The sequence below is a fragment of the Methylobacterium sp. OAE515 genome, from assembly GCF_041806315.1.
In the GTDB taxonomy this organism is placed as follows: Bacteria; Pseudomonadota; Alphaproteobacteria; order Rhizobiales; family Beijerinckiaceae; genus Methylobacterium; species Methylobacterium tardum.
The window spans coordinates 3,559,781-3,576,588 of the sequence record NZ_JBGMUV010000001.1 but is presented as its reverse complement, the minus strand read 5'-3'; the positions used below and the strand labels follow the sequence as shown (position 1 = coordinate 3,576,588).

Sequence of the window (16,808 nt, the reverse complement as noted above, 5' to 3'; positions counted from 1 at the left end):
CGAGGGCGACGTTGCCCGGCTGATCCCGCCCTGCCCGGAGCCGCTCCTTGTCCCGCTCGCTCTCCTTCATTTCCTTGCCGATGCTGGCAATTCTCGCGGCGGTGACGGTCGGGTCGCCCGCTCGCGCTCAGACGAAGCCGGGGGAGATCAAGGGCATCGATGCCATGGGCGATAAGTCCCGCAGCGCCCAGGACGGCTGGAGCCAAGCGCCTGTCCCCCGGGAGCAATCTGCCGCCAAAGACGCTCCGGATCCGGGTGGCCACTCGATCCAGGAAAACGCGAACCGTCCGGTCCCGCCGGCCAATCCTAGCGGCTCCTCCGCCACCGAGCCGCAGGCTCCCCTGGAGCACCGCACGGCGAGCCCCTCGGGGACCAACCCGGCGAATCCAAGCAAGTAAAAAAATCGTTTCGCGGCAGGATGATAATGGCTTGGGTGAACGTATCGGTTCACCCGGGACAAAGCCGTTTGCTGTGTCACGCCACCGCACTTGCCTGGGGCACGATTTTTTGGGACACCCTGGAATTATACCAGATCGCTTTATGGAGCGGAGATGACGGTCCAGGTCTCAAGGCGTGGCCTGCTCAAGGGGGCCGGCGCCGGCCTCGCGGGCGGCTCGCTGGGCGCGCTCGGATTCGGCGGACTTGAGCCCGCCATGGCCGCCGCAGTGCGGCCCTTCAAGCTCGCGCAGATGCGCGAGACCCGCAACACCTGCCCGTATTGCTCGGTCGCGTGCGGCGTCATCCTGTACAGCCTGGGCGACCGTTCGAAGAACGCGCGCTCCTCGGTGATGCATATCGAAGGTGATCCGGATCACCCGGTCAACCGCGGCACGCTCTGCCCGAAGGGCTCGGCGCTGCTCGACTTCGTGCACGCCGAGACCCGCACCAAGTACCCGCTTCACCGTGCCCCGGGCTCCTCGGAGTTCAAGCGCGTATCCTGGGATTTCGCCCTGGACCGGATCGCGACCCTCCTGAAGGAGGATCGGGACAAGAACTTCGTGGCCAAGAACGGCGACCTCACGGTTAACCGGTGGACCACGATGGGCTTCCTCGGCGCCTCGGCCACCACCAACGAGACGGCCTGGCTGACCTACAAGACAGTCCGAAGCATGGGGGCTCTGGTCTTCGACAATCAGGCCAGAGTTTGACACGGTCCGTCGGTCGCCAGTTTGGCGCCCTCCTTCGGACGCGGTGCGATGACCAACCTCTGGATGGACATCAAGCACGCGGACGTGATCACCGTGATGGGCGGCAATGCCGCCGAGGCGCACCCCTGCGGCTTCAAGTGGGTCGTCGAGGCGAAAGCTCATAACAATGCCAAGCTGATCGTCGTCGATCCGCGCTTCACCCGCACGGCGTCGGTGGCCGATCTCTACTGCCCGATTCGGCAGGGGACCGACATCGCCTTCCTGTCGGGCGTGGCCAAGTACCTGCTCGACAACGACAAGCTGCAGCACCGCTACGTCTCCGCCTACACCAACGCCGGGTACGTGGTCCGCGAGGGCTACGACTTCAGCGAAGGCCTGTTCACGGGCTACGACGCGGACAATCGCGACTACGACAAGACCACCTGGGACTACGAGATCGGCCCCGACGGCTACGCCGTGGTCGACGAGACGATGCAGCACCCGCGCTGCGTGATGCAGCTTCTGAAGAAGCACATCGCGATCTACACGCCCGAGATGGTCGAGAAGATCTGCGGCTCGCCCAAGGAGACCTTCCTGAAGGTCTGCGAGATGATGGCGACGACGGCTTCCCCCGAGAAGTCGATGGCCTCGCTCTACGCGCTCGGCTGGACCCATCACTCCAAGGGCTCGCAGAACATCCGCTCGATGTGCATCGTGCAGACCCTGCTCGGGAACATCGGCGTGCTCGGCGGCGGCATGCAGGCCCTGCGTGGTCACTCCAACATCCAGGGGCTGACCGATATCGGGCTGATGTCGAACCTCATCCCCGGGTATCTCAACATCCCGGTGGAGAAGGAGCCCGACTACGCGAGCTACATCGCCAAGCGGCAGTTCAAGCCGCTGCGTCCCGGACAGACGAGCTACTGGCAGAACTACAATAAGTTCTTCGTCTCGTTCCAGAAGGCGATGTGGGGCGACAAGGCCACGAAGGAGACCGACTGGGCGTACGATTACCTGCCCAAGCTCGACGTGCCGACCTACGACGTGATCCGTGGGTTCGAGCTCGCCAAGCAGGGCAAGATGACCGGCTACGTCATCCAGGGCTTCAACCCCCTGCTGTCGTTCCCGAATCGTGCCAAGATGACGGAAGCCTTCTCCAAGATGAAGTTCATCGTGGTGATGGATCCGCTCAAGACGGAGACGGCCCGGTTCTGGGAGAACCACGGCGAGTACAACGACGTCGATCCGACCAAGATCCAGACCGAGGTGTTCGAGCTTCCGACCACCCTGTTCGTGGAGGAGGAAGGCTCGCTGTCGAACTCCAGCCGCTGGCTGCAGTGGCACTGGCAGGCGCAGGAGGCGCCGGGCGAGTGCCGCTCGGACATCGAGATCATGTCGGAGATCTTCCTCCGCGTGAAGGCGGCCTACAAGAAGGACGGCGGGGCCTTCCCGGACCCGATCGTCAATCTGAAGTGGGACTACGCGATCGCCGAGTCGCCGACCCCGACGGAGCTCGCCCGCGAGCTCAACGGCTACACGCTGGCGCCGACGCCGGACCTCAACGGCACCATCATCCCGGCGGGCAAGCAGGTCGACGGCTTCGCCCAGCTCAAGGACGACGGGACGACCGCCTGCGGCTGCTGGATCTACTCGGGCTGCTACACCGAGAAGGGCAACATGATGGCCCGCCGGGACAACACCGATCCCGGCGATCGCGGCATCGCGCCCAACTGGGCCTTCGCGTGGCCGGCCAACCGGCGCGTGCTCTACAACCGCGCCTCATGCGACCCCGAGGGTCGTCCGTGGTCGGAGAAGAAGAAGCTCATCGAGTGGAACGGCAAGCAGTGGATCGGCTTCGACGTGCCGGATTACGGCGTCACCGTCGCCCCCGATAAGGGCGTCGGGCCGTTCATCTTGAACCAGGAGGGCGTCGCCCGCCTGTGGACCCGGGGTCTCATGCGCGACGGGCCGTTCCCGGCGCATTACGAGCCCTTCGAGTCCCCGGTGGCCAACCTCGCCTTCCCGAAGATCAAGGGCGCGCCCGCGTCCCGCATCTTCAAGGACGATCTGGCCGATCTCGGCGACGCGAAGGAGTTCCCCTACGCGGCGACGAGCTACCGCCTGACCGAGCACTTCCACGGGTGGACCAAGCACGCCCGGATCAACGCGATCCTCCAGCCCGAGGCCTTCGTGGAGATCTCGGAGGAGCTCGCCAAGGAGAAGGGCATCGCCAAGGGCGGCTGGGTCCGCGTCTGGTCGAAGCGCGGCTCCCTGAAGGCCAAGGCCGTGGTGACGAAGCGGATCAAGCCGCTGATCTGCGACGGCAAGCCCGTCCACGTCGTCGGCATCCCGCAGCACTGGGGCTTCATGGGCCACACCAAGAAAGGATGGCACCCGAACTCGCTGACGCCCGTCGTCGGCGACGCGAACACCGAGACGCCGGAGTTCAAGGCCTGGCTCGTGAACATCGAGCCGACCACGCCTCCGTCGGACGCGGTCGCGTAAGGGGGAGCGGCAGACATGGCTGATTACAGCTCCCTCGACATCCGCCAGCGCTCCGCCTCCACGGAGACGCCGCCGGAGATCCGCCGTCAGGTGGAGGTCGCCAAACTCATCGACGTGTCGAAGTGCATCGGCTGCAAGGCCTGCCAGTCGGCCTGCGAGGAGTGGAACGACCTGCGCGACGACATCGGTGTCAACACGGGCACCTACCAGAACCCCCACGACCTCACGCCGAAGTCGTGGACCCTGATGCGGTTCACCGAGTACGAGAACCCGGAGACCAACAACCTCGAATGGCTGATCCGCAAGGACGGCTGCATGCACTGCACCGAACCGGGCTGCCTGAAGGCCTGCCCGTCGCCGGGCGCGATCGTGCAGTACTCCAACGGCATCGTCGACTTCATCGAGGAGAACTGCATCGGCTGCGGCTACTGCGTGAAGGGCTGCCCCTTCAACATCCCGCGCATCAGCCAGACCGACCACAAGGCGTACAAGTGCACCCTGTGCTCGGACCGGGTGGCGGTGGGTCAGGCTCCGGCCTGCGCCAAGGCCTGCCCGACCGGCTCGATCATGTTCGGCACCAAGCAGGCCATGATCGATCAGGCCCACGACCGCGTCGAGGACCTGAAGTCGCGCGGGTTCGACAAGGCGGGTCTCTACGACCCGGCCGGGGTCGGCGGCACGCACGTCATGTACGTGCTGCACCACGCCGATCAGCCGAGCCTCTATGCCGGCCTGCCGAACGACCCGAAGATCTCGCCTCTGGTCGCCTTCTGGAAGGGCGGGGCCAAGGTGTTCGGGCTCGCCGCGATGGGCTTCGCCGCGGTCGCGGGCTTCTTCCACTACGTGACGGCCGGCCCGAACGAGGTCGTGCCCGAGGAGGAGGAAGAGGCGGTCGAGTACGACGAGGCCAAGCGCCGCGAGAATGGCGGCGGCGAGGCCCGGCCGCACTGAGATGTGACGATCTCCCTTCCCCTCCGGGGGGAAGGGAGAAAGGCGGATCCAGGAGCCGACACGGTGGAGACGGCGCAGCCGTCCCACCCTATTTTTCGTTTCAGAGCCACCTCCGCGGCGATGCGGGGCCGGCACCGCATCAGGCGCGAGAAGGCCGATGACGATCCACAGCGACATCCGGGACGGCGATCCCCGCCCCCTCCACCACGCCAAGTCCGCGGCGCCGGAGGTGATGTACGTCCCGCGCTACACGGGCGTGCAGCGCGTGAACCACTGGATCACCGCGATCCTGTTCACGTTGCTGACCCTCTCGGGGCTGGCGATGTTCACACCCTACCTGTTCTCGCTCACCGGCCTGTTCGGCGGCGGGCAGGCGACCCGGGCGATCCACCCGTGGTTCGGCGTGGCGCTGGCCATCAGCTTCTTCTTCCTGTTCGTGCGCTTTTGGAAGCTCAACATCCCCAACAAGGACGATGTCGAGTGGACCAAGCACATCGGCGACGTGGTCACCAATCGCGACGACCGGCTGCCGGAGCTCGGCAAGTACAATGCCGGCCAGAAGGGCGTGTTCTGGGGCCAGACCGCGCTGATCGGCGTGATGTTGGTCACCGGCCTCGTGATCTGGAACACCTATTTCGGCGGCCTCACCTCGATCGAGACCCAGCGCTGGGCGCTGCTCGCCCACTCGCTCGCCGCCGTGATCGCCATCGCGATCATCTTGGTCCACATCTATGCCGGTATCTGGGTGCGCGGCACCGGCCGGGCGATGGTCCGCGGCACGGTCACGGGCGGCTGGGCCTACCGGCATCACCGCAAGTGGTTCCGGCAGATTGCCGGCGGCAAGGCGCGCCACGGCTCGGTGGACAAGCGCGGATCCTGAGTTGTGGCCAATTTCTTCAAGCGTAAACCCGCGGCTCCGGCCGCGGACAAGGCTCCGACGCCCGCCGAGGCGCCCAAACCCCGCCGCCGGGATTTCAGCGAGCTGAAGCCCGATCCCGACAAGATCGGGATCTCCGGCTCGGTCCCGTTCGTCCGCCTCCCGGACCCGACGACGCTGTTCGCCGACCGCGCCGCCCGCTTGGCCGAGGCCGCGCCCGGTCATCCGCTGGAGGCCTATCTCCGGTTCGTCGCCGAGGTCGCCCGGGCGCAGGCCGCGATCCAGGCGAACGGTCCGCCGGCCACTCTGCCGGAGGCCGCCGATCTGGCGCTGCGGACCGAGCACGGCATGCCGCCCCTGTCGCGGCACAGCCTGGAGTCCGATACGGGCTTCGACGTCACCCTCCTGGCGCTGCTCGATGCGCTGGACCTCAACACGGCGCCCGAAGCTTCGGCCGCGGCGCGCGAGTCCCTGCGTGCCGCCTCCCGGGAGGATCGCCTCGACCTCGCCCTGCAGGTCTTCGAAGGGGCGCTGCCGGTGGACCGGATCGCCGAATGCGTGTTCGTCTCGGCGGCACTGCAGGTCCGCCTCGCCCAGCAGGCCGCGCGCCTCGACACCAAGGCGCTGAAGCCGGTGGCCGACGGCGTCTGCCCCTGCTGCGGCGGCGCGCCGGTGGCGAGCGTCGTGGTCGCCTGGACCCCGGCCGACAAGGCTCGGTACCTGAGCTGCTCGCTCTGCGGCACGTACTGGAACCACGTCCGGATCCGCTGCACAGCCTGCGGCGACGGCGAGAACGTCAGCTATTACGGGCTCGACGAGGTCTCGAAGGACATCCAGGTCGAGACCTGCACGACCTGCCACAGCTACATCAAGCACCTGCACCAGCACCGGGCCCCGACGCTCGACCCGGTGGCGGACGACATCGCCTCCTACGGGCTCGATCTGAAGATCGCCGAGGAAGGATTCCGGCGCGCCGGGCTGAACCTGCTGTTCGTGATCTGAACGCCCCTCCCCGGCGGTCATGCGCCGACGCGGGAGGGTGAACACGTGCGTGCCCGGGGCCTCCAGCCCCGGCCGGAGCTGCATGCTCGGGATGCGGTAATCGCCGCCGTTCTGCGGCCGAAACGGGATTGGGGGCGTCGCGCGGGCGGCGGTCCTGGCGGGGCGCGGCATCGCCCCCCGCGCACCGCTGGCTGGTCGCGGACTGCCTCGCCGATGGGCGGCTCGAAACGGTCCTGCCGGACTACGCCGTGCCGTCCGTGCCGCTCAGCCTGCTGATCGTGCCGGAGCGGGCCGGGATCACGCGGGTCCGGCTGCTGGCGGATTGCCTCGCCGCGGAGCTCCGCGCGGTCCCGGGGATCGCGCCGGAGCCCGGCGCGACGCCGGCTCAGCGATAGCCGTAGCGGCTCTTGGCGGCGGCGAGCAGATGCAGGGCCTCGCCCGACTTGCCGGCCGCGCATTCCGCGGCGGCGCGCGCGAGGTCGGCGTCGAAACGCTCGCCCACCGGCGCGTTGAGGTTTCCGGTCGCCACGTCGCTGGCGACGATCGCCCGGGTGCGCGCGACCTCCGGACCGCAGCCACTCCCCGTGGGGAGCGCCAGCGGGGCCGGGACGACCGGCGCTGGCTCCATGACCGCGGGCGTGGCGCGCTGCTGGCAGGCGCCCAGCGCCGCGACGGCGAGGGCGACGAGGCTGAGGCGCATCGGGAGGCGGGACGCGGGCACGGCGATCATCCTGTTGGGGCGCGAGGGGCCGCGCCGCCGAGGTTTTGAGCCGAGCTTGGCAGTGGGTCAATCGCGCCGGCCACATGCCGAAGGGGCGCGAAACGCGGGGCGCAGAACGTCGGAAACGCACGATTCCGCTGTCGTCGGAAGGTCTTGGTGCGCGCCGCCGGCATCCGGCGTCGACGGCGCGCTCCGAATCGTGACGGGCTTACTTCGCCTTATCGGCGAGGGCCTTCAGGCCGGAATCGTAGATGCCCTGGATCGCGTCGGTGGCGACGGTGTCGGGCGCACCCTTCGCGTTGAATGTCCCGGTCCAGGTCACCTTCGAGCCGGAGCCCGCAGGAGCGACCGAGAGGGTCGACTTGTAGTCCGAGACCGGCAGCGGGCTCTCCAGGATCGTGTAGGTGTAGCTCATCACCTTGTCGTCCCGGGAGACCTGCTCCTCCTTGATGGTGCCGCCGCCCTTCAGGCTGAGGGTGCGGACCTTCATGCCGTCCTTGTCGGACAGGGCGCACTTCTCGATCGCCGGGTGCCAGTCGCCGATGCCGCAGAACTCGCCGATGGTCTGCCAGACCTTGGCCGGGGGCGCGGCGATGTCGGCCGAGCGCGTCACCTCCAGGGCGTAGCCCGGCACGGTGGCCGCGGCGAGCGCCAGGGCGGCGATGGGAAGGGACCGGCAGAAAGCGAGGGGCATCTTGGGGGTGTCTCCGTCCGTCTCAGGTCGCGGCAGGGGCCGCGCAGGCTCTGATGGCCGCGCAGGAGCTAGGCCGCCATCCCGCCCTCGGCAATGGGTCGCGTCGTCCGGCCATGACGTTCGCGGGCGGACGACGCGGTTCCGGGACGGGCTACCAGCTGTCCATCGCGTCGGTGTCGGCCGGGTAGCCGTAGACCGTCGCCGGCGCGTAGGCGGGCCGCGCGGCCGGGCGATAATAGGCCGGCAGCGACCGGCGGCCCATCTGGTCGCTGTCCGCCAGCAGATCGTCCGTCTCGTAGGGGCTGCGGTGCCGGGCGACGCGGACCCCGCGCTGCCCGCGCTCCGCGACCGGGGCATCCGCGCCGTCGATCACCACGCGGGTCCGGCCCATACCCTGGCTCTTCACGAGGTTGAACAGCGTCGCGGCGTTGCGCGCCGACAGGCGCACGCAGCCGTGCGACGCCGCCCGGCCGAGACTGCGCACGTGGTTGGTGCCGTGGATGGCGTGACCTTGGGTTGTGAAGAACATCGCGAAGGGCATGGGCGCGTCGTCCCATTCCTTCGAGAAATGCGTGCGCTCCATCCGGAACGGGCGGTAGGATCCGGCCGGGGTGTCGTAGCTCGCGACGCCGGTGGAGACCGGCCACGAATAGCGCGGCTGCCCGTCGACCGAGACCTCCATGCGCTGCGTGGTCTTGTCGACGTTGACGAGCACGTCCGCGTTGGCGGCGCCGGGCGCCGCGGCCCACAGGAGAACGCCGGACAGGATCGAGATCAGACCGATACGCATGAGCGACTCCGACTGCGAAACCTCGCGGGTTTGCCGACAGGCTAAGCCGTTGGCAACAGCGCGGTTCCGGCGGTTGCAGGCGGTGCGTAGTCACGCTTTGCTGAGCGGGTGCGCGGCGGGTTGTCATCCGCCGCATCGGAGGGGTGCCGCGAGCGCAGGGTCCGCGGCACGCGCCGTGCTCCCGACAACCGCCGGTTGACAGCTGCCCGAGCCCGGGCGCTTCCTCCCGGCCGCAGACGGTTCGGAGTTCCCATGGCCCTCGACCCCACCCTCGCCGCCGAGATCGAAGCCTCCGTGGCGGAGGGTTTTGCCGATCAGGTCGCTCACACGCAGGCGCTGGTCCGGTTCGCGTCCCTGCGCGGTGAGGAGCATGCCTGCCAGGATTACGTGTTCGATCAGTTCCGCGCCCGCGGCTACGCTACCGAGCGCTTCGCCATGGACCGGGACGCCATCGCGGACCATCCGGGCGGCTCGAAGATCGACGACGCGCACCATTCGGACGCGCCGATCGTCGTCTGCCACCATCGGCCGAGCACCGAGACCGGGCGCTCGTTGATCCTGCAGGCCCATGTCGACGTGGTGCCGCCCGGCCCCCTCGATCTCTGGACCCATCGGCCCTTCGATCCGGTGATCCAGGGCGACTGGATGTACGGCCGCGGCGCCGGCGACATGAAGGCGGGGCATGCCGCCAACCTGTTCGCCCTCGACGCGCTCGCTCGCCTCGGCCTCCAGCCGGCCGCCGCCGTGACGGTGCAGTCGGTTGTCGAGGAGGAATCCACCGGCAACGGCGCCCTGATGACCCATCTGCGCGGCTACCGGGCCGACGCCGTGCTGATCCCCGAGCCCGAGGACGAGAAGCTCGTGCGCGCCAATACCGGCGTGCTCTGGTTCACCGTCGAGGTGCGGGGCGTCCCGGTCCACGTGCGCGAGATGGGCGCCGGCGCCAACGCCATCGACGCCACCTACCGGGTGATCGGCGCGCTGCGCGCCGTCGAGGACCGCTGGAACGCCGAGAAGGCCGCGCACCCGCACTTCGAGACCGAGGACCACCCGATCAACCTCAACATCGGCAAGATCGAGGGCGGCGACTGGGCCTCCTCGGTCCCGGCCTGGTGCCGGATCCACTGCCGGGTGGCGCTCTACCCGGGCGTCACCGCCGCGCAGGCCGCCGCCGAGATCGAGGCCGCGGTGGCGTCCTTCTCCCGCACCGACCCGTTCCTGGCCAACAGCCCGCCGCGCGTGGTCTTCAACGGCTTCTTCGCCGAGGGCTACGTGCTGGAGGAAGGCTCGGAGGCCGAGGCCGTGCTCGGCCGCGCCCATGAGCGGGCAATCGGCGCGCCGCTCCAGAGCTTCATGACCGCGGGCTACCTCGATACCCGGGTGCATGCCCTCTACGATAAGGTCCCGGCCCTCTGCTACGGCCCGACCTCCCAGAACATCCACGGCTTCGATGAGCGCGTGAGCCTCGCCTCGGTGAAGCGGATCACGACCACCATGGCGCTGTTCGTGGCCGAGTGGTGCGGGACGGAGCGCAAGGCCGGGTGAGCCGCCGTCCTTGCGAGCGGAGCGAAGCAATCCAGGGGCGCGCTACGCCGACCGATGTCGCGCCGCCCTGGGTCGCTTCACTGCGCTCGCGATGACGGCGGTGATCCCCGTCAGGGGATCAGCCGGTCTGCGCGGAGCTGGCCGAACAGGTCGAAGAACGCGTCGTCCGTCGGCTGGTAGGCGGTGAAGCCGAGGCGGCGGCTCTTGCTCATGTCGGTGACGACCTCGATCGGCCGACCGAGATCGGCATCCGTGTGCCAGGCCGAGGCGAGCTTCTCGAGGTTCGGCTCGGCGAGGCCGTAGCGCTGCGCGATCTCCGCCCAGGCCGGGCCGTCCTGCGCCATCCGCGGTTCCAGGGGCCGGTGCGTGCCGTCGAACGGCACCGCCTCGATTCCGAACCAGGCGGCGATCCGGCCCCACATCCAGCTCCAGCGGAAGACGTCGCCGTTCACGACGTTGAACGCCTCGTTGGCGGCCTTCGGCTCCGTCGAGGCCCAGAGCAGCTGGCGGGCGAGAAGCCGCGCGTCGGTCATGTCGGTGAGCCCGTTCCACTGCGCGGCCGAACCCGGGAAGATGAAGGGCCGCCCCAGTTCCCGGCACAGGGTGGCGTAGCAGGCGAGCGTCGTGCCCATGTTCATGGCGTTGCCCACAGCCTTGCCGATGATCGTGTGCGGGCGGTGGACGCTCCAGCTGAAGCCGTCGCGCGCGGCGGCCGCGAACACCGCATCCTCCTGGGCGTAGTAAAAATTCTCGATGTCGAGGCGGCCCTGGTCCTCGCGGAACGGCGTCTGCGGGAGCTTGCCTTTGCCGTAGGCCTCAAATGGGCCGAGATAGTGCTTCAGCCCGGTCACCAGGGCGACGTGGCGGACGCTCGTCTTCGGGCGGAGCGCGTCCAGCAGGTTCTCGACCATCGCCCGGTTGACGCGGATCATCTCCGCCTCGGTGGGGCGCCGCTGCCAGGTCGCAAGGAACACGTGGGTCGGCGCGAGATCGGCCAGGGCCTTCTCCAGCGAGGCCGGATCCTGGAGATCGCCCGTCACCGGCTCGACGCCCGCCTGGGCCAGAGGATGGCGCGCGAGGCCCGCGACCCGCCAGCCCTCTTGGTGGAGCAGCGCCGCGGTGGCGCTGCCGACGATCCCGCTGGCGCCGACGATCAGGGCGGTGTTCGACATGGAAACCCTCGCTGCAAACCCTCGCCCCCGCGACCCGGCCTGAGGCCGGGCCCGGGGAGATGCGGCGGGGCGGCGCTCACCGCAAGGGCGCCCGGCGCCGGGCTTGCCTGCGCAGGGCTCAGGCGACCCGGTCGATCGCGGCGCCCAGGATGTCCACGATCTCGCCGATCTGGCCGCGCTCGATGATCAGTGGCGGCGAGAGGGCGATGATGTCGCCAGTGACTCGGGTGAGCAGGCCGCGCTCGAAGCAGTCCACGAACACCTCGTAGGCGCGCTTGCCCACCGCGTCCGGACGCGGCGCCAGCTCGATGCCGGCGACGAGGCCGATGGTGCGGATGTCGATGACGTTCTTGCGCCCGCGCAGGTCGTGCATCGCCGCCGCCCAGTCGTCGGCGATGTCGGCGACGCGGGTGAGCAGCCCTTCCTCCCGGTAGATGTCCAGCGTCGCGAGGCCAGCCGCGCAGGCGATCGGGTGCCCGGAATAGGTGTAGCCGTGGAACAGCTCGATCCCGTCCGGGCCCTGCATCAGCGCGTCGTGGACCGCGCGACTCGCGAAGACCGCGCCCATCGGCACCGTGCCGTTGGTCAGTCCCTTGGCGCTGGTCACGAGGTCCGGGACCACGCCGAAGAAGTCGGTCGCGAACGGCGCACCGAGGCGGCCGAAGCCGGAAATCACCTCGTCGAAGATCAGCAGGATGCCGTGCTTGGTGCAGATCTCGCGCAGGCGTTCCAGGTAGCCCTTCGGCGGGATCAGCACGCCGGTCGAGCCCGCCACCGGCTCGACGATGCAGGCCGCGATGGTCTCGGCCCCGTGGAGCGCCACCAGCCGCTCCAGATCCTCGGCGAACTCCGCGCCGTGCTCGGGCTGGCCCTTCACGAAGGCGTTGCGGGCCGGATCATGGGTGTGGCGCAGGTGGTCGGTGCCGTTGAGCTGCGGGAAGACCCGCCGGTTCGACACGATGCCGCCGACCGACAGGCCGCCGAAGCCGACGCCGTGATAGCCGCGCTCGCGGCCGATCAGCCGGGTGCGGGTCCCCTGCCCGATCGCCCGCTGGTAGGCCAGCGCGATCTTGAGGGCGGTGTCGACCGATTCCGAGCCGGAATTGGTGAAGAACACGCGGTCGAGCCGCTTGTCCGGACCGCCCGGGGCGATCTCGGCCAGCCGCTCGGCGAATTCGAACGCGATGGGGTGGCCCATCTGGAAGGTCGGGGCGAAGTCGAGGGTAGCGAGCTGGCGCTCCACGGCCGCCGCGATGCCCCGGCGTCCGTGCCCAGCATTGACGCACCAGAGCCCCGCGGAGCCGTCGAGGACCTTGCGGCCGTCATCGGCGGTGTAGTGCATGCCCTCGGCCGACACGAGCAGGCGCGGCGCCGCCTTGAACTGGCGGTTGGCGGTGAACGGCATCCAGAAGGCGTCCATCGCGGGCGTGTTGCGGAGCGGATGGTCGGTCATGGGGCGGTTCTCCGGAGCGGGCGGCGCGGATCGGGCGGCGGGACCAGGGGACACCTTCGCCGATCGGGCAACAAGTCCTTTTCTGGCCGCCGCCAACCCCTTGCAGGATCGGGGCCGCGGGTGGCACCGTTGCGGAATCCGCAACACCTGAAACGGGCCTGAGCCGGATGAGCATCGATGTCGGCGCGCGGCTGCGCTTCGTGCGCGCCCGCCACGGCCTGTCGCAGCGGACGCTCGCCAAGCGAGCCGGGGTGACCAATTCCGCGATCTCGCTGATCGAGGCCAACCGGGTGAATCCCTCGGTGGGGGCCCTGAAGCGGATCCTCGATGGAGTGCCGATCGGCATGGCCGAGTTCTTCGCTCTGGAGCCGGAGCCGGAGCGCAAGGCGTTCTTCGCCGCCGAGGAGCTGACCGAGATCGGCCGCCGGGCCGCCAAGGGGGCGATCTCGTACCGCCAGGTCGGCGACAGCCTGTTCGGGCGCAAGCTCCAGATCCTCAAGGAGCGCTACGAGCCCGGCGCCGATACCGGCCGGGTGCCGCTCTCCCACGAGGGCGAGGAGGGCGGCATCGTGCTCTCCGGCCGCCTGGAGGTGACGGTGGATGCCGAGCGCCGGATCCTCGGCCCCGGCGACGCCTACAGCTTCGACAGCCGCCGCCCGCACCGGTTCCGCTGCGTCGGTCCCAACCCGTGCGAGGTGGTGAGCGCCTGCACGCCGCCGAGCTTCTGATCGTCCCGAGCCCATGCCAACCGACAGCGTCGTCCTTCTGCACGGTCTCGGGCGAAAAGCCGCCTCGTTCGCGCGGATGCAAGCGGCCTTGACGGCGGAGGGCTACCGAGTGTTCGCGCTCGACTATCCCTCGACCCGTCACGACCTCCCCACCCTGACGGCGACGCTCCGTCCGCAGGTCGCCGCGATTGCCGGCGCGACGGCGGGCGCGCTGCACTTCGTCGGGCACTCGATGGGCGGTCTCCTCGCGCGGAGTCTGATCGCGGATGCGCGACCGGACAGGCTCGGCCGCCTCGTCATGCTCGGACCGCCCAACCGCGGCAGCGAGATCGCGGACCGGCTGCGGCATGTCGGGCTCTACCACCGCCTGCTCGGGCCGGCCGCGCTGTCGCTCGGGACCACGACGGTGCCGCCCTGGCCCGATCCCGATTACCCGGTCGGCGTCATCGCCGGCACGCGCAGCATCGATCCGGTCGGCTGGCTGATGCTGCCCCGGCCGAACGACGGGCGGGTGAGCGTCGCCCGGACCAGGATCCCGGGCCTGCAGGGGCATCTGGTGCTGCCCGTCAGCCACGCCCTGATGATGAACCATCCGGTCGTCATCGCGCAGACGGCGCGGTTCCTTGCGACGGGGGTCTTCGCCGCGTAACCGTGAATTCAAAATACCGATGCGCGCGAGGATTGATGGCCGTCACCACCGCAGCCCCGGCCGCCGGACCCGGACAGAACCAGTCGGCGCGCGCGGCGCTCGCGGCCTTCGTGGGCACCACGATCGAGTGGTACGATTTCTTCATCTACGGCACCGCGGCGGCCCTGGTGTTCGGGCCGCTCTTCTTCACGGCGGAATCGCCCTACATCGCCACGCTCTCGGCCTTCGGCACCTTCGCGGTCGGCTTCCTGGCCCGGCCGCTGGGCGGCCTGATCTTCGGGCATCTCGGCGACCGGTTCGGGCGCAAGCGCGCCCTGGTGGCGACGCTCGTGATGATGGGCATCGCGACCTCGTGCATCGGGCTTCTGCCGACCTACGCCTCCGTCGGCCTGTGGGCGCCGGTGATGCTGGTCGTCCTGCGGTTGATCCAGGGACTCGCGGTCGGCGGCGAGTGGGGCGGCGCCGTGCTGATGGCCGCCGAGCACGCGCCGGCCGGGCGCAACACCTTCTTCGCCTCCTTTGCGCAGCTCGGCAGCCCGGCCGGGCAGATCCTGTCGCTGCTGGCCTTCCGCCTCGCCGGCCTGCTCGACAAGGAGAGCTTCCTGACCTGGGGCTGGCGGGTGCCGTTCCTGGTGAGCATCCTGCTGCTGTTCGTGGGGCTGGCGATCCGCCTCGGCGTTGCGGAATCGCCGGCCTTCGAGAAGGCCCGGGCCGCCGGCGGACCGCCGCAGGCGCCCGTGCGCGAGGTCCTGACGACCAGCCTGAAGCCGGTGCTGCTGGCGGCGGGCGCCAACACCTTCGCGATTGCCTCGGTCTACCTGTTCAACACCTTCATGATCGCGTTCACTACGCAGTATCTCGGCATTGCACGCGCAACGATCCTCGACGCCCTGCTGATCGGCGCCGTGGTGCAGCTGGTGATGACGCCGGTGGGCGCCCGGATCGCGGAGCTGATCCGCAACGAGCGGTTGTTCCTGCAGGGGACGCTGGTCTGGGCGATGCTGGCCCCCTACCCGCTGTTCTGGCTGGTCGAGACCAAGTCGGTCACGCTGATCGTGCTGGGCCTCGCCCTCAACGTGATCGGCACTGGGACCTTCTACGCGGTGATCGCCGGCTATCTCGCCGGCGCCTTCCCGACGCGGGTCCGCTACACGGCGATCTCCATCGCCTACCAGTTCTGCGGCGCGCTCGCCGGCGGGCTGACCCCGATCATCGGCACCGTGCTGGCCGAGCGCTTCCAGGGCCATTGGTGGCCGATCGCGGTGTTCGGCACGGCGCTGGCCGGCGTGTCGTTCCTGTGCGTCACGGCGATCGGCGGCTACCGCGCGCGGCAGCGGGGCTTCCTGGACGGGTGAGTGCAAGCCGATCAAAGACGCCGGATCCGGGTAACGCCGGATTCAGACCGGCGGTCTAAGATCAGCGCCATGGATTCGATCGCCGCAGCCGCCGTGCAGATGCTGGGTTCGTCCCAGAACCAGCAGATCGGCATCGCCGTCGCCAGGCAGCAGCTCTCGGCCGACAAGGCGGTGGCCGGGCTCGTGGCCGACAGCGCGGCCCAGGCGGCGAGTGCCGGTCCGCCCGCGCCTCCCGGACAGGGGCTGAGCGTCGACCTGCGGGTCTGACGGAAACACCGCCCCCGCTTTCCGGGCCCCCCGCGGCCCTGGGTTGCTTCGCTGCGCTCGCGATGACGGCGGGCTCTTCAAGGCCTGTCGAACGCCCGCCCCTATCCGAAGCCGTAGAGCCGCCGCGGGTTGTCGACGAACACCATCCGGCGCCTGTCCGCGTCCGGCACCCAGTCGGCCATCAGGTCGAGGAGGTCCCGCGTCCGCGGCGGCCCGTCCCAGGCGGCCACGTGTGGCCAGTCCGAGCCCCAGAGGCAGCGTTCCGGCGCGGCGTCGTTGAGCGCCCGGGCAAAGGGGATCGTGTCCGCGTAGGGCGGGCCGGTCACGGAATCCCGGAAGGCCCCCGACAGCTTCACCCAGTTGCCGTCGGCGACGAGGCCGAGCAGCGCCTCGAAGCCCGGGTGGTCCAGGCCGGCCGAGGTCGGCATGTGGCCCATATGGTCGAACACCAGCGGCACCGGCAGCCGCGACAGGCGGCCGGCGATCGGCGGCAGCTCCCGGGCATCGAGCAGGAACTGGAGGTGCCAGCCCATCTCGCGGGCGAGCGCCCCGTAGGACTCGACCGCGTCGAGCCCGACCCCGCCGCCGAACAGCACGTTGAGGCGCAGGCCGACCACGCCGGCCTCCTTCAGAGCCGCGAGCTCCGCGTCGGGCAGGCCGAGCGGGATCACCGCGATGCCGCGCAGGCGCTGCCGGTTGGCGCGCAGCGTCTCGACCATCAGCCGGTTGTCGGTGCCGTGCACGCTGACCTGGACCAGCACGCCGTTGGCCATGCCGGTCCCGTCGAGCATCGCGAGATACCGCTCGGCCGGCGCCGCCGGGGGCGTGTAGCTGCGGTCCGCCACCAGGGGATAGTCCGGTGGCAGGCCGATGACGTGGGCGTGGGTGTCGACCGCGCCGTCCGGCACGGCGTAGCGGGTCGGGCCTTCCGGGTGCGGGTCCGGGGCGGGGCAGTCTCGGATCTCGGGCATG

Annotated in this window: 16 protein-coding genes and 2 pseudogenes; 11 read left to right on the top strand and 7 right to left on the bottom strand. The window is 69.6% G+C overall.

Annotation, left to right across the window (positions count from 1 at the left end):
• Positions 1 to 47 precede the first annotated feature (47 nt).
• From ABIE45_RS17495 to fdhE, 5 genes are all read left to right on the top strand, one after another.
• Positions 48 to 398: a hypothetical protein gene (locus tag ABIE45_RS17495; RefSeq protein WP_373622422.1), complete on the top strand. Its 351-nt coding sequence runs from the start codon at positions 48 to 50 to the stop codon at positions 396 to 398.
• 153 nt (positions 399 to 551) lie between these two features.
• Positions 552 to 3,632 (top strand): formate dehydrogenase-N subunit alpha, encoded by a 3,081-nt coding sequence (fdnG, locus tag ABIE45_RS17490; RefSeq protein ID WP_192710035.1) that lies wholly within the window; start codon positions 552 to 554, stop codon positions 3,630 to 3,632.
• A gap of 15 nt (positions 3,633 to 3,647) precedes the next feature.
• The gene (gene fdxH, locus ABIE45_RS17485) at positions 3,648 to 4,583 is read left to right on the top strand and encodes a formate dehydrogenase subunit beta (protein WP_192710034.1); all 936 of its coding nucleotides are present in this window, start codon (positions 3,648 to 3,650) and stop codon (positions 4,581 to 4,583) included.
• 157 nt (positions 4,584 to 4,740) lie between these two features.
• Positions 4,741 to 5,463 (top strand): formate dehydrogenase subunit gamma, encoded by a 723-nt coding sequence (locus ABIE45_RS17480; RefSeq protein ID WP_192710033.1) that lies wholly within the window; start codon positions 4,741 to 4,743, stop codon positions 5,461 to 5,463.
• A 3-nt stretch (positions 5,464 to 5,466) separates the two neighbouring features.
• On the top strand, positions 5,467 to 6,462 hold the full coding sequence (gene fdhE / locus ABIE45_RS17475) for a formate dehydrogenase accessory protein FdhE (protein WP_192710032.1): 996 nt from the start codon (positions 5,467 to 5,469) through the stop codon (positions 6,460 to 6,462).
• Between the two features lie 33 nt (positions 6,463 to 6,495).
• Here the strand turns inward: fdhE and ABIE45_RS17470 are convergent.
• Positions 6,496 to 6,594, bottom strand: a pseudogene (locus ABIE45_RS17470) (flavodoxin family protein); the annotation flags it as partial.
• Here ABIE45_RS17470 and ABIE45_RS17465 point away from each other — a divergent pair.
• Positions 6,569 to 6,857, top strand: a pseudogene (locus ABIE45_RS17465) (LysR substrate-binding domain-containing protein); the annotation flags it as partial. The pseudogenes ABIE45_RS17470 and ABIE45_RS17465 overlap by 26 nt on opposite strands.
• On the opposite strand, the gene ABIE45_RS17460 reads toward ABIE45_RS17465, so the two are convergent.
• The 3 genes from ABIE45_RS17460 to ABIE45_RS17450 all read right to left on the bottom strand — a co-directional run bounded on the left by ABIE45_RS17460 (position 6,848) and on the right by ABIE45_RS17450 (position 8,667).
• Entirely contained in the window at positions 6,848 to 7,192 is a 345-nt protein-coding gene (locus ABIE45_RS17460) for a hypothetical protein (protein WP_192710031.1), read from the bottom strand. The pseudogene ABIE45_RS17465 and the gene ABIE45_RS17460 overlap by 10 nt on opposite strands.
• 199 nt (positions 7,193 to 7,391) lie before the next feature.
• On the bottom strand, positions 7,392 to 7,877 hold the full coding sequence (locus tag ABIE45_RS17455) for an SRPBCC family protein (protein WP_192710030.1): 486 nt from the start codon (positions 7,875 to 7,877) through the stop codon (positions 7,392 to 7,394).
• Positions 7,878 to 8,028: 151 nt separating this feature from the next.
• Positions 8,029 to 8,667 (bottom strand): L,D-transpeptidase, encoded by a 639-nt coding sequence (locus tag ABIE45_RS17450; RefSeq protein WP_192710029.1) that lies wholly within the window; start codon positions 8,665 to 8,667, stop codon positions 8,029 to 8,031.
• A 252-nt stretch (positions 8,668 to 8,919) separates the two neighbouring features.
• On the opposite strand from ABIE45_RS17450, the gene ABIE45_RS17445 reads away from it, so the two are divergent.
• Positions 8,920 to 10,212: an ArgE/DapE family deacylase gene (locus ABIE45_RS17445; protein WP_192710028.1), complete on the top strand. Its 1,293-nt coding sequence runs from the start codon at positions 8,920 to 8,922 to the stop codon at positions 10,210 to 10,212.
• A 110-nt stretch (positions 10,213 to 10,322) separates the two neighbouring features.
• Here the strand turns inward: ABIE45_RS17445 and ABIE45_RS17440 are convergent, their stop codons facing one another.
• Both ABIE45_RS17440 and ABIE45_RS17435 read right to left on the bottom strand, forming a co-directional pair.
• The gene (locus ABIE45_RS17440; RefSeq protein ID WP_192710027.1) at positions 10,323 to 11,384 is read right to left on the bottom strand and encodes an SDR family oxidoreductase; all 1,062 of its coding nucleotides are present in this window, start codon (positions 11,382 to 11,384) and stop codon (positions 10,323 to 10,325) included.
• 118 nt (positions 11,385 to 11,502) lie between these two features.
• Entirely contained in the window at positions 11,503 to 12,837 is a 1,335-nt protein-coding gene (locus ABIE45_RS17435; RefSeq protein WP_192710026.1) for an aspartate aminotransferase family protein, read from the bottom strand.
• A 167-nt stretch (positions 12,838 to 13,004) separates the two neighbouring features.
• Between ABIE45_RS17435 and ABIE45_RS17430 the strand changes: the two genes are divergently transcribed.
• The 4 genes from ABIE45_RS17430 to ABIE45_RS17415 all read left to right on the top strand — a co-directional run bounded on the left by ABIE45_RS17430 (position 13,005) and on the right by ABIE45_RS17415 (position 15,836).
• Positions 13,005 to 13,565 carry a cupin domain-containing protein gene (locus ABIE45_RS17430; protein ID WP_012318079.1) on the top strand — a complete coding sequence of 187 codons (561 nt, stop codon included), beginning with the start codon at positions 13,005 to 13,007 and terminating at the stop codon, positions 13,563 to 13,565.
• A 13-nt stretch (positions 13,566 to 13,578) separates the two neighbouring features.
• A complete protein-coding gene (locus ABIE45_RS17425; RefSeq protein ID WP_192710025.1) occupies positions 13,579 to 14,214 on the top strand; it encodes an alpha/beta fold hydrolase in 636 nt (211 codons plus the stop codon).
• A 35-nt stretch (positions 14,215 to 14,249) separates the two neighbouring features.
• Positions 14,250 to 15,569: an MFS transporter gene (locus ABIE45_RS17420; RefSeq protein ID WP_192710024.1), complete on the top strand. Its 1,320-nt coding sequence runs from the start codon at positions 14,250 to 14,252 to the stop codon at positions 15,567 to 15,569.
• Between the two features lie 69 nt (positions 15,570 to 15,638).
• Entirely contained in the window at positions 15,639 to 15,836 is a 198-nt protein-coding gene (locus tag ABIE45_RS17415) for a hypothetical protein (RefSeq protein WP_192710023.1), read from the top strand.
• 101 nt (positions 15,837 to 15,937) lie between these two features.
• On the opposite strand, the gene ABIE45_RS17410 is transcribed toward ABIE45_RS17415, so the two are convergent.
• The gene (locus ABIE45_RS17410; RefSeq protein ID WP_192710022.1) at positions 15,938 to 16,807 is read right to left on the bottom strand and encodes an amidohydrolase family protein; all 870 of its coding nucleotides are present in this window, start codon (positions 16,805 to 16,807) and stop codon (positions 15,938 to 15,940) included.
• Position 16,808: the final 1 nt, after the last annotated feature.

Bases quoted from the DNA above. Each gene is read 5' to 3' on its own strand.
- fdxH (WP_192710034.1), top strand. From the start codon at position 3,648: ATGGCTGATTACAGCTCCCTCGACATCCGCCAGCGCTCCGCCTCCACG.
- ABIE45_RS17480 (WP_192710033.1), top strand. From the start codon at position 4,741: ATGACGATCCACAGCGACATCCGGGACGGCGATCCCCGCCCCCTCCAC.
- ABIE45_RS17460 (WP_192710031.1), bottom strand. From the start codon at position 7,192: ATGATCGCCGTGCCCGCGTCCCGCCTCCCGATGCGCCTCAGCCTCGTC.
- ABIE45_RS17455 (WP_192710030.1), bottom strand. From the start codon at position 7,877: ATGCCCCTCGCTTTCTGCCGGTCCCTTCCCATCGCCGCCCTGGCGCTC.
- ABIE45_RS17450 (WP_192710029.1), bottom strand. From the start codon at position 8,667: ATGCGTATCGGTCTGATCTCGATCCTGTCCGGCGTTCTCCTGTGGGCC.
- ABIE45_RS17445 (WP_192710028.1), top strand. From the start codon at position 8,920: ATGGCCCTCGACCCCACCCTCGCCGCCGAGATCGAAGCCTCCGTGGCG.
- ABIE45_RS17440 (WP_192710027.1), bottom strand. From the start codon at position 11,384: ATGTCGAACACCGCCCTGATCGTCGGCGCCAGCGGGATCGTCGGCAGC.
- ABIE45_RS17435 (WP_192710026.1), bottom strand. From the start codon at position 12,837: ATGACCGACCATCCGCTCCGCAACACGCCCGCGATGGACGCCTTCTGG.
- ABIE45_RS17430 (WP_012318079.1), top strand. From the start codon at position 13,005: ATGAGCATCGATGTCGGCGCGCGGCTGCGCTTCGTGCGCGCCCGCCAC.
- ABIE45_RS17425 (WP_192710025.1), top strand. From the start codon at position 13,579: ATGCCAACCGACAGCGTCGTCCTTCTGCACGGTCTCGGGCGAAAAGCC.
- ABIE45_RS17420 (WP_192710024.1), top strand. From the start codon at position 14,250: ATGGCCGTCACCACCGCAGCCCCGGCCGCCGGACCCGGACAGAACCAG.
- ABIE45_RS17415 (WP_192710023.1), top strand. From the start codon at position 15,639: ATGGATTCGATCGCCGCAGCCGCCGTGCAGATGCTGGGTTCGTCCCAG.
- ABIE45_RS17410 (WP_192710022.1), bottom strand. From the start codon at position 16,807: ATGCCCGAGATCCGAGACTGCCCCGCCCCGGACCCGCACCCGGAAGGC.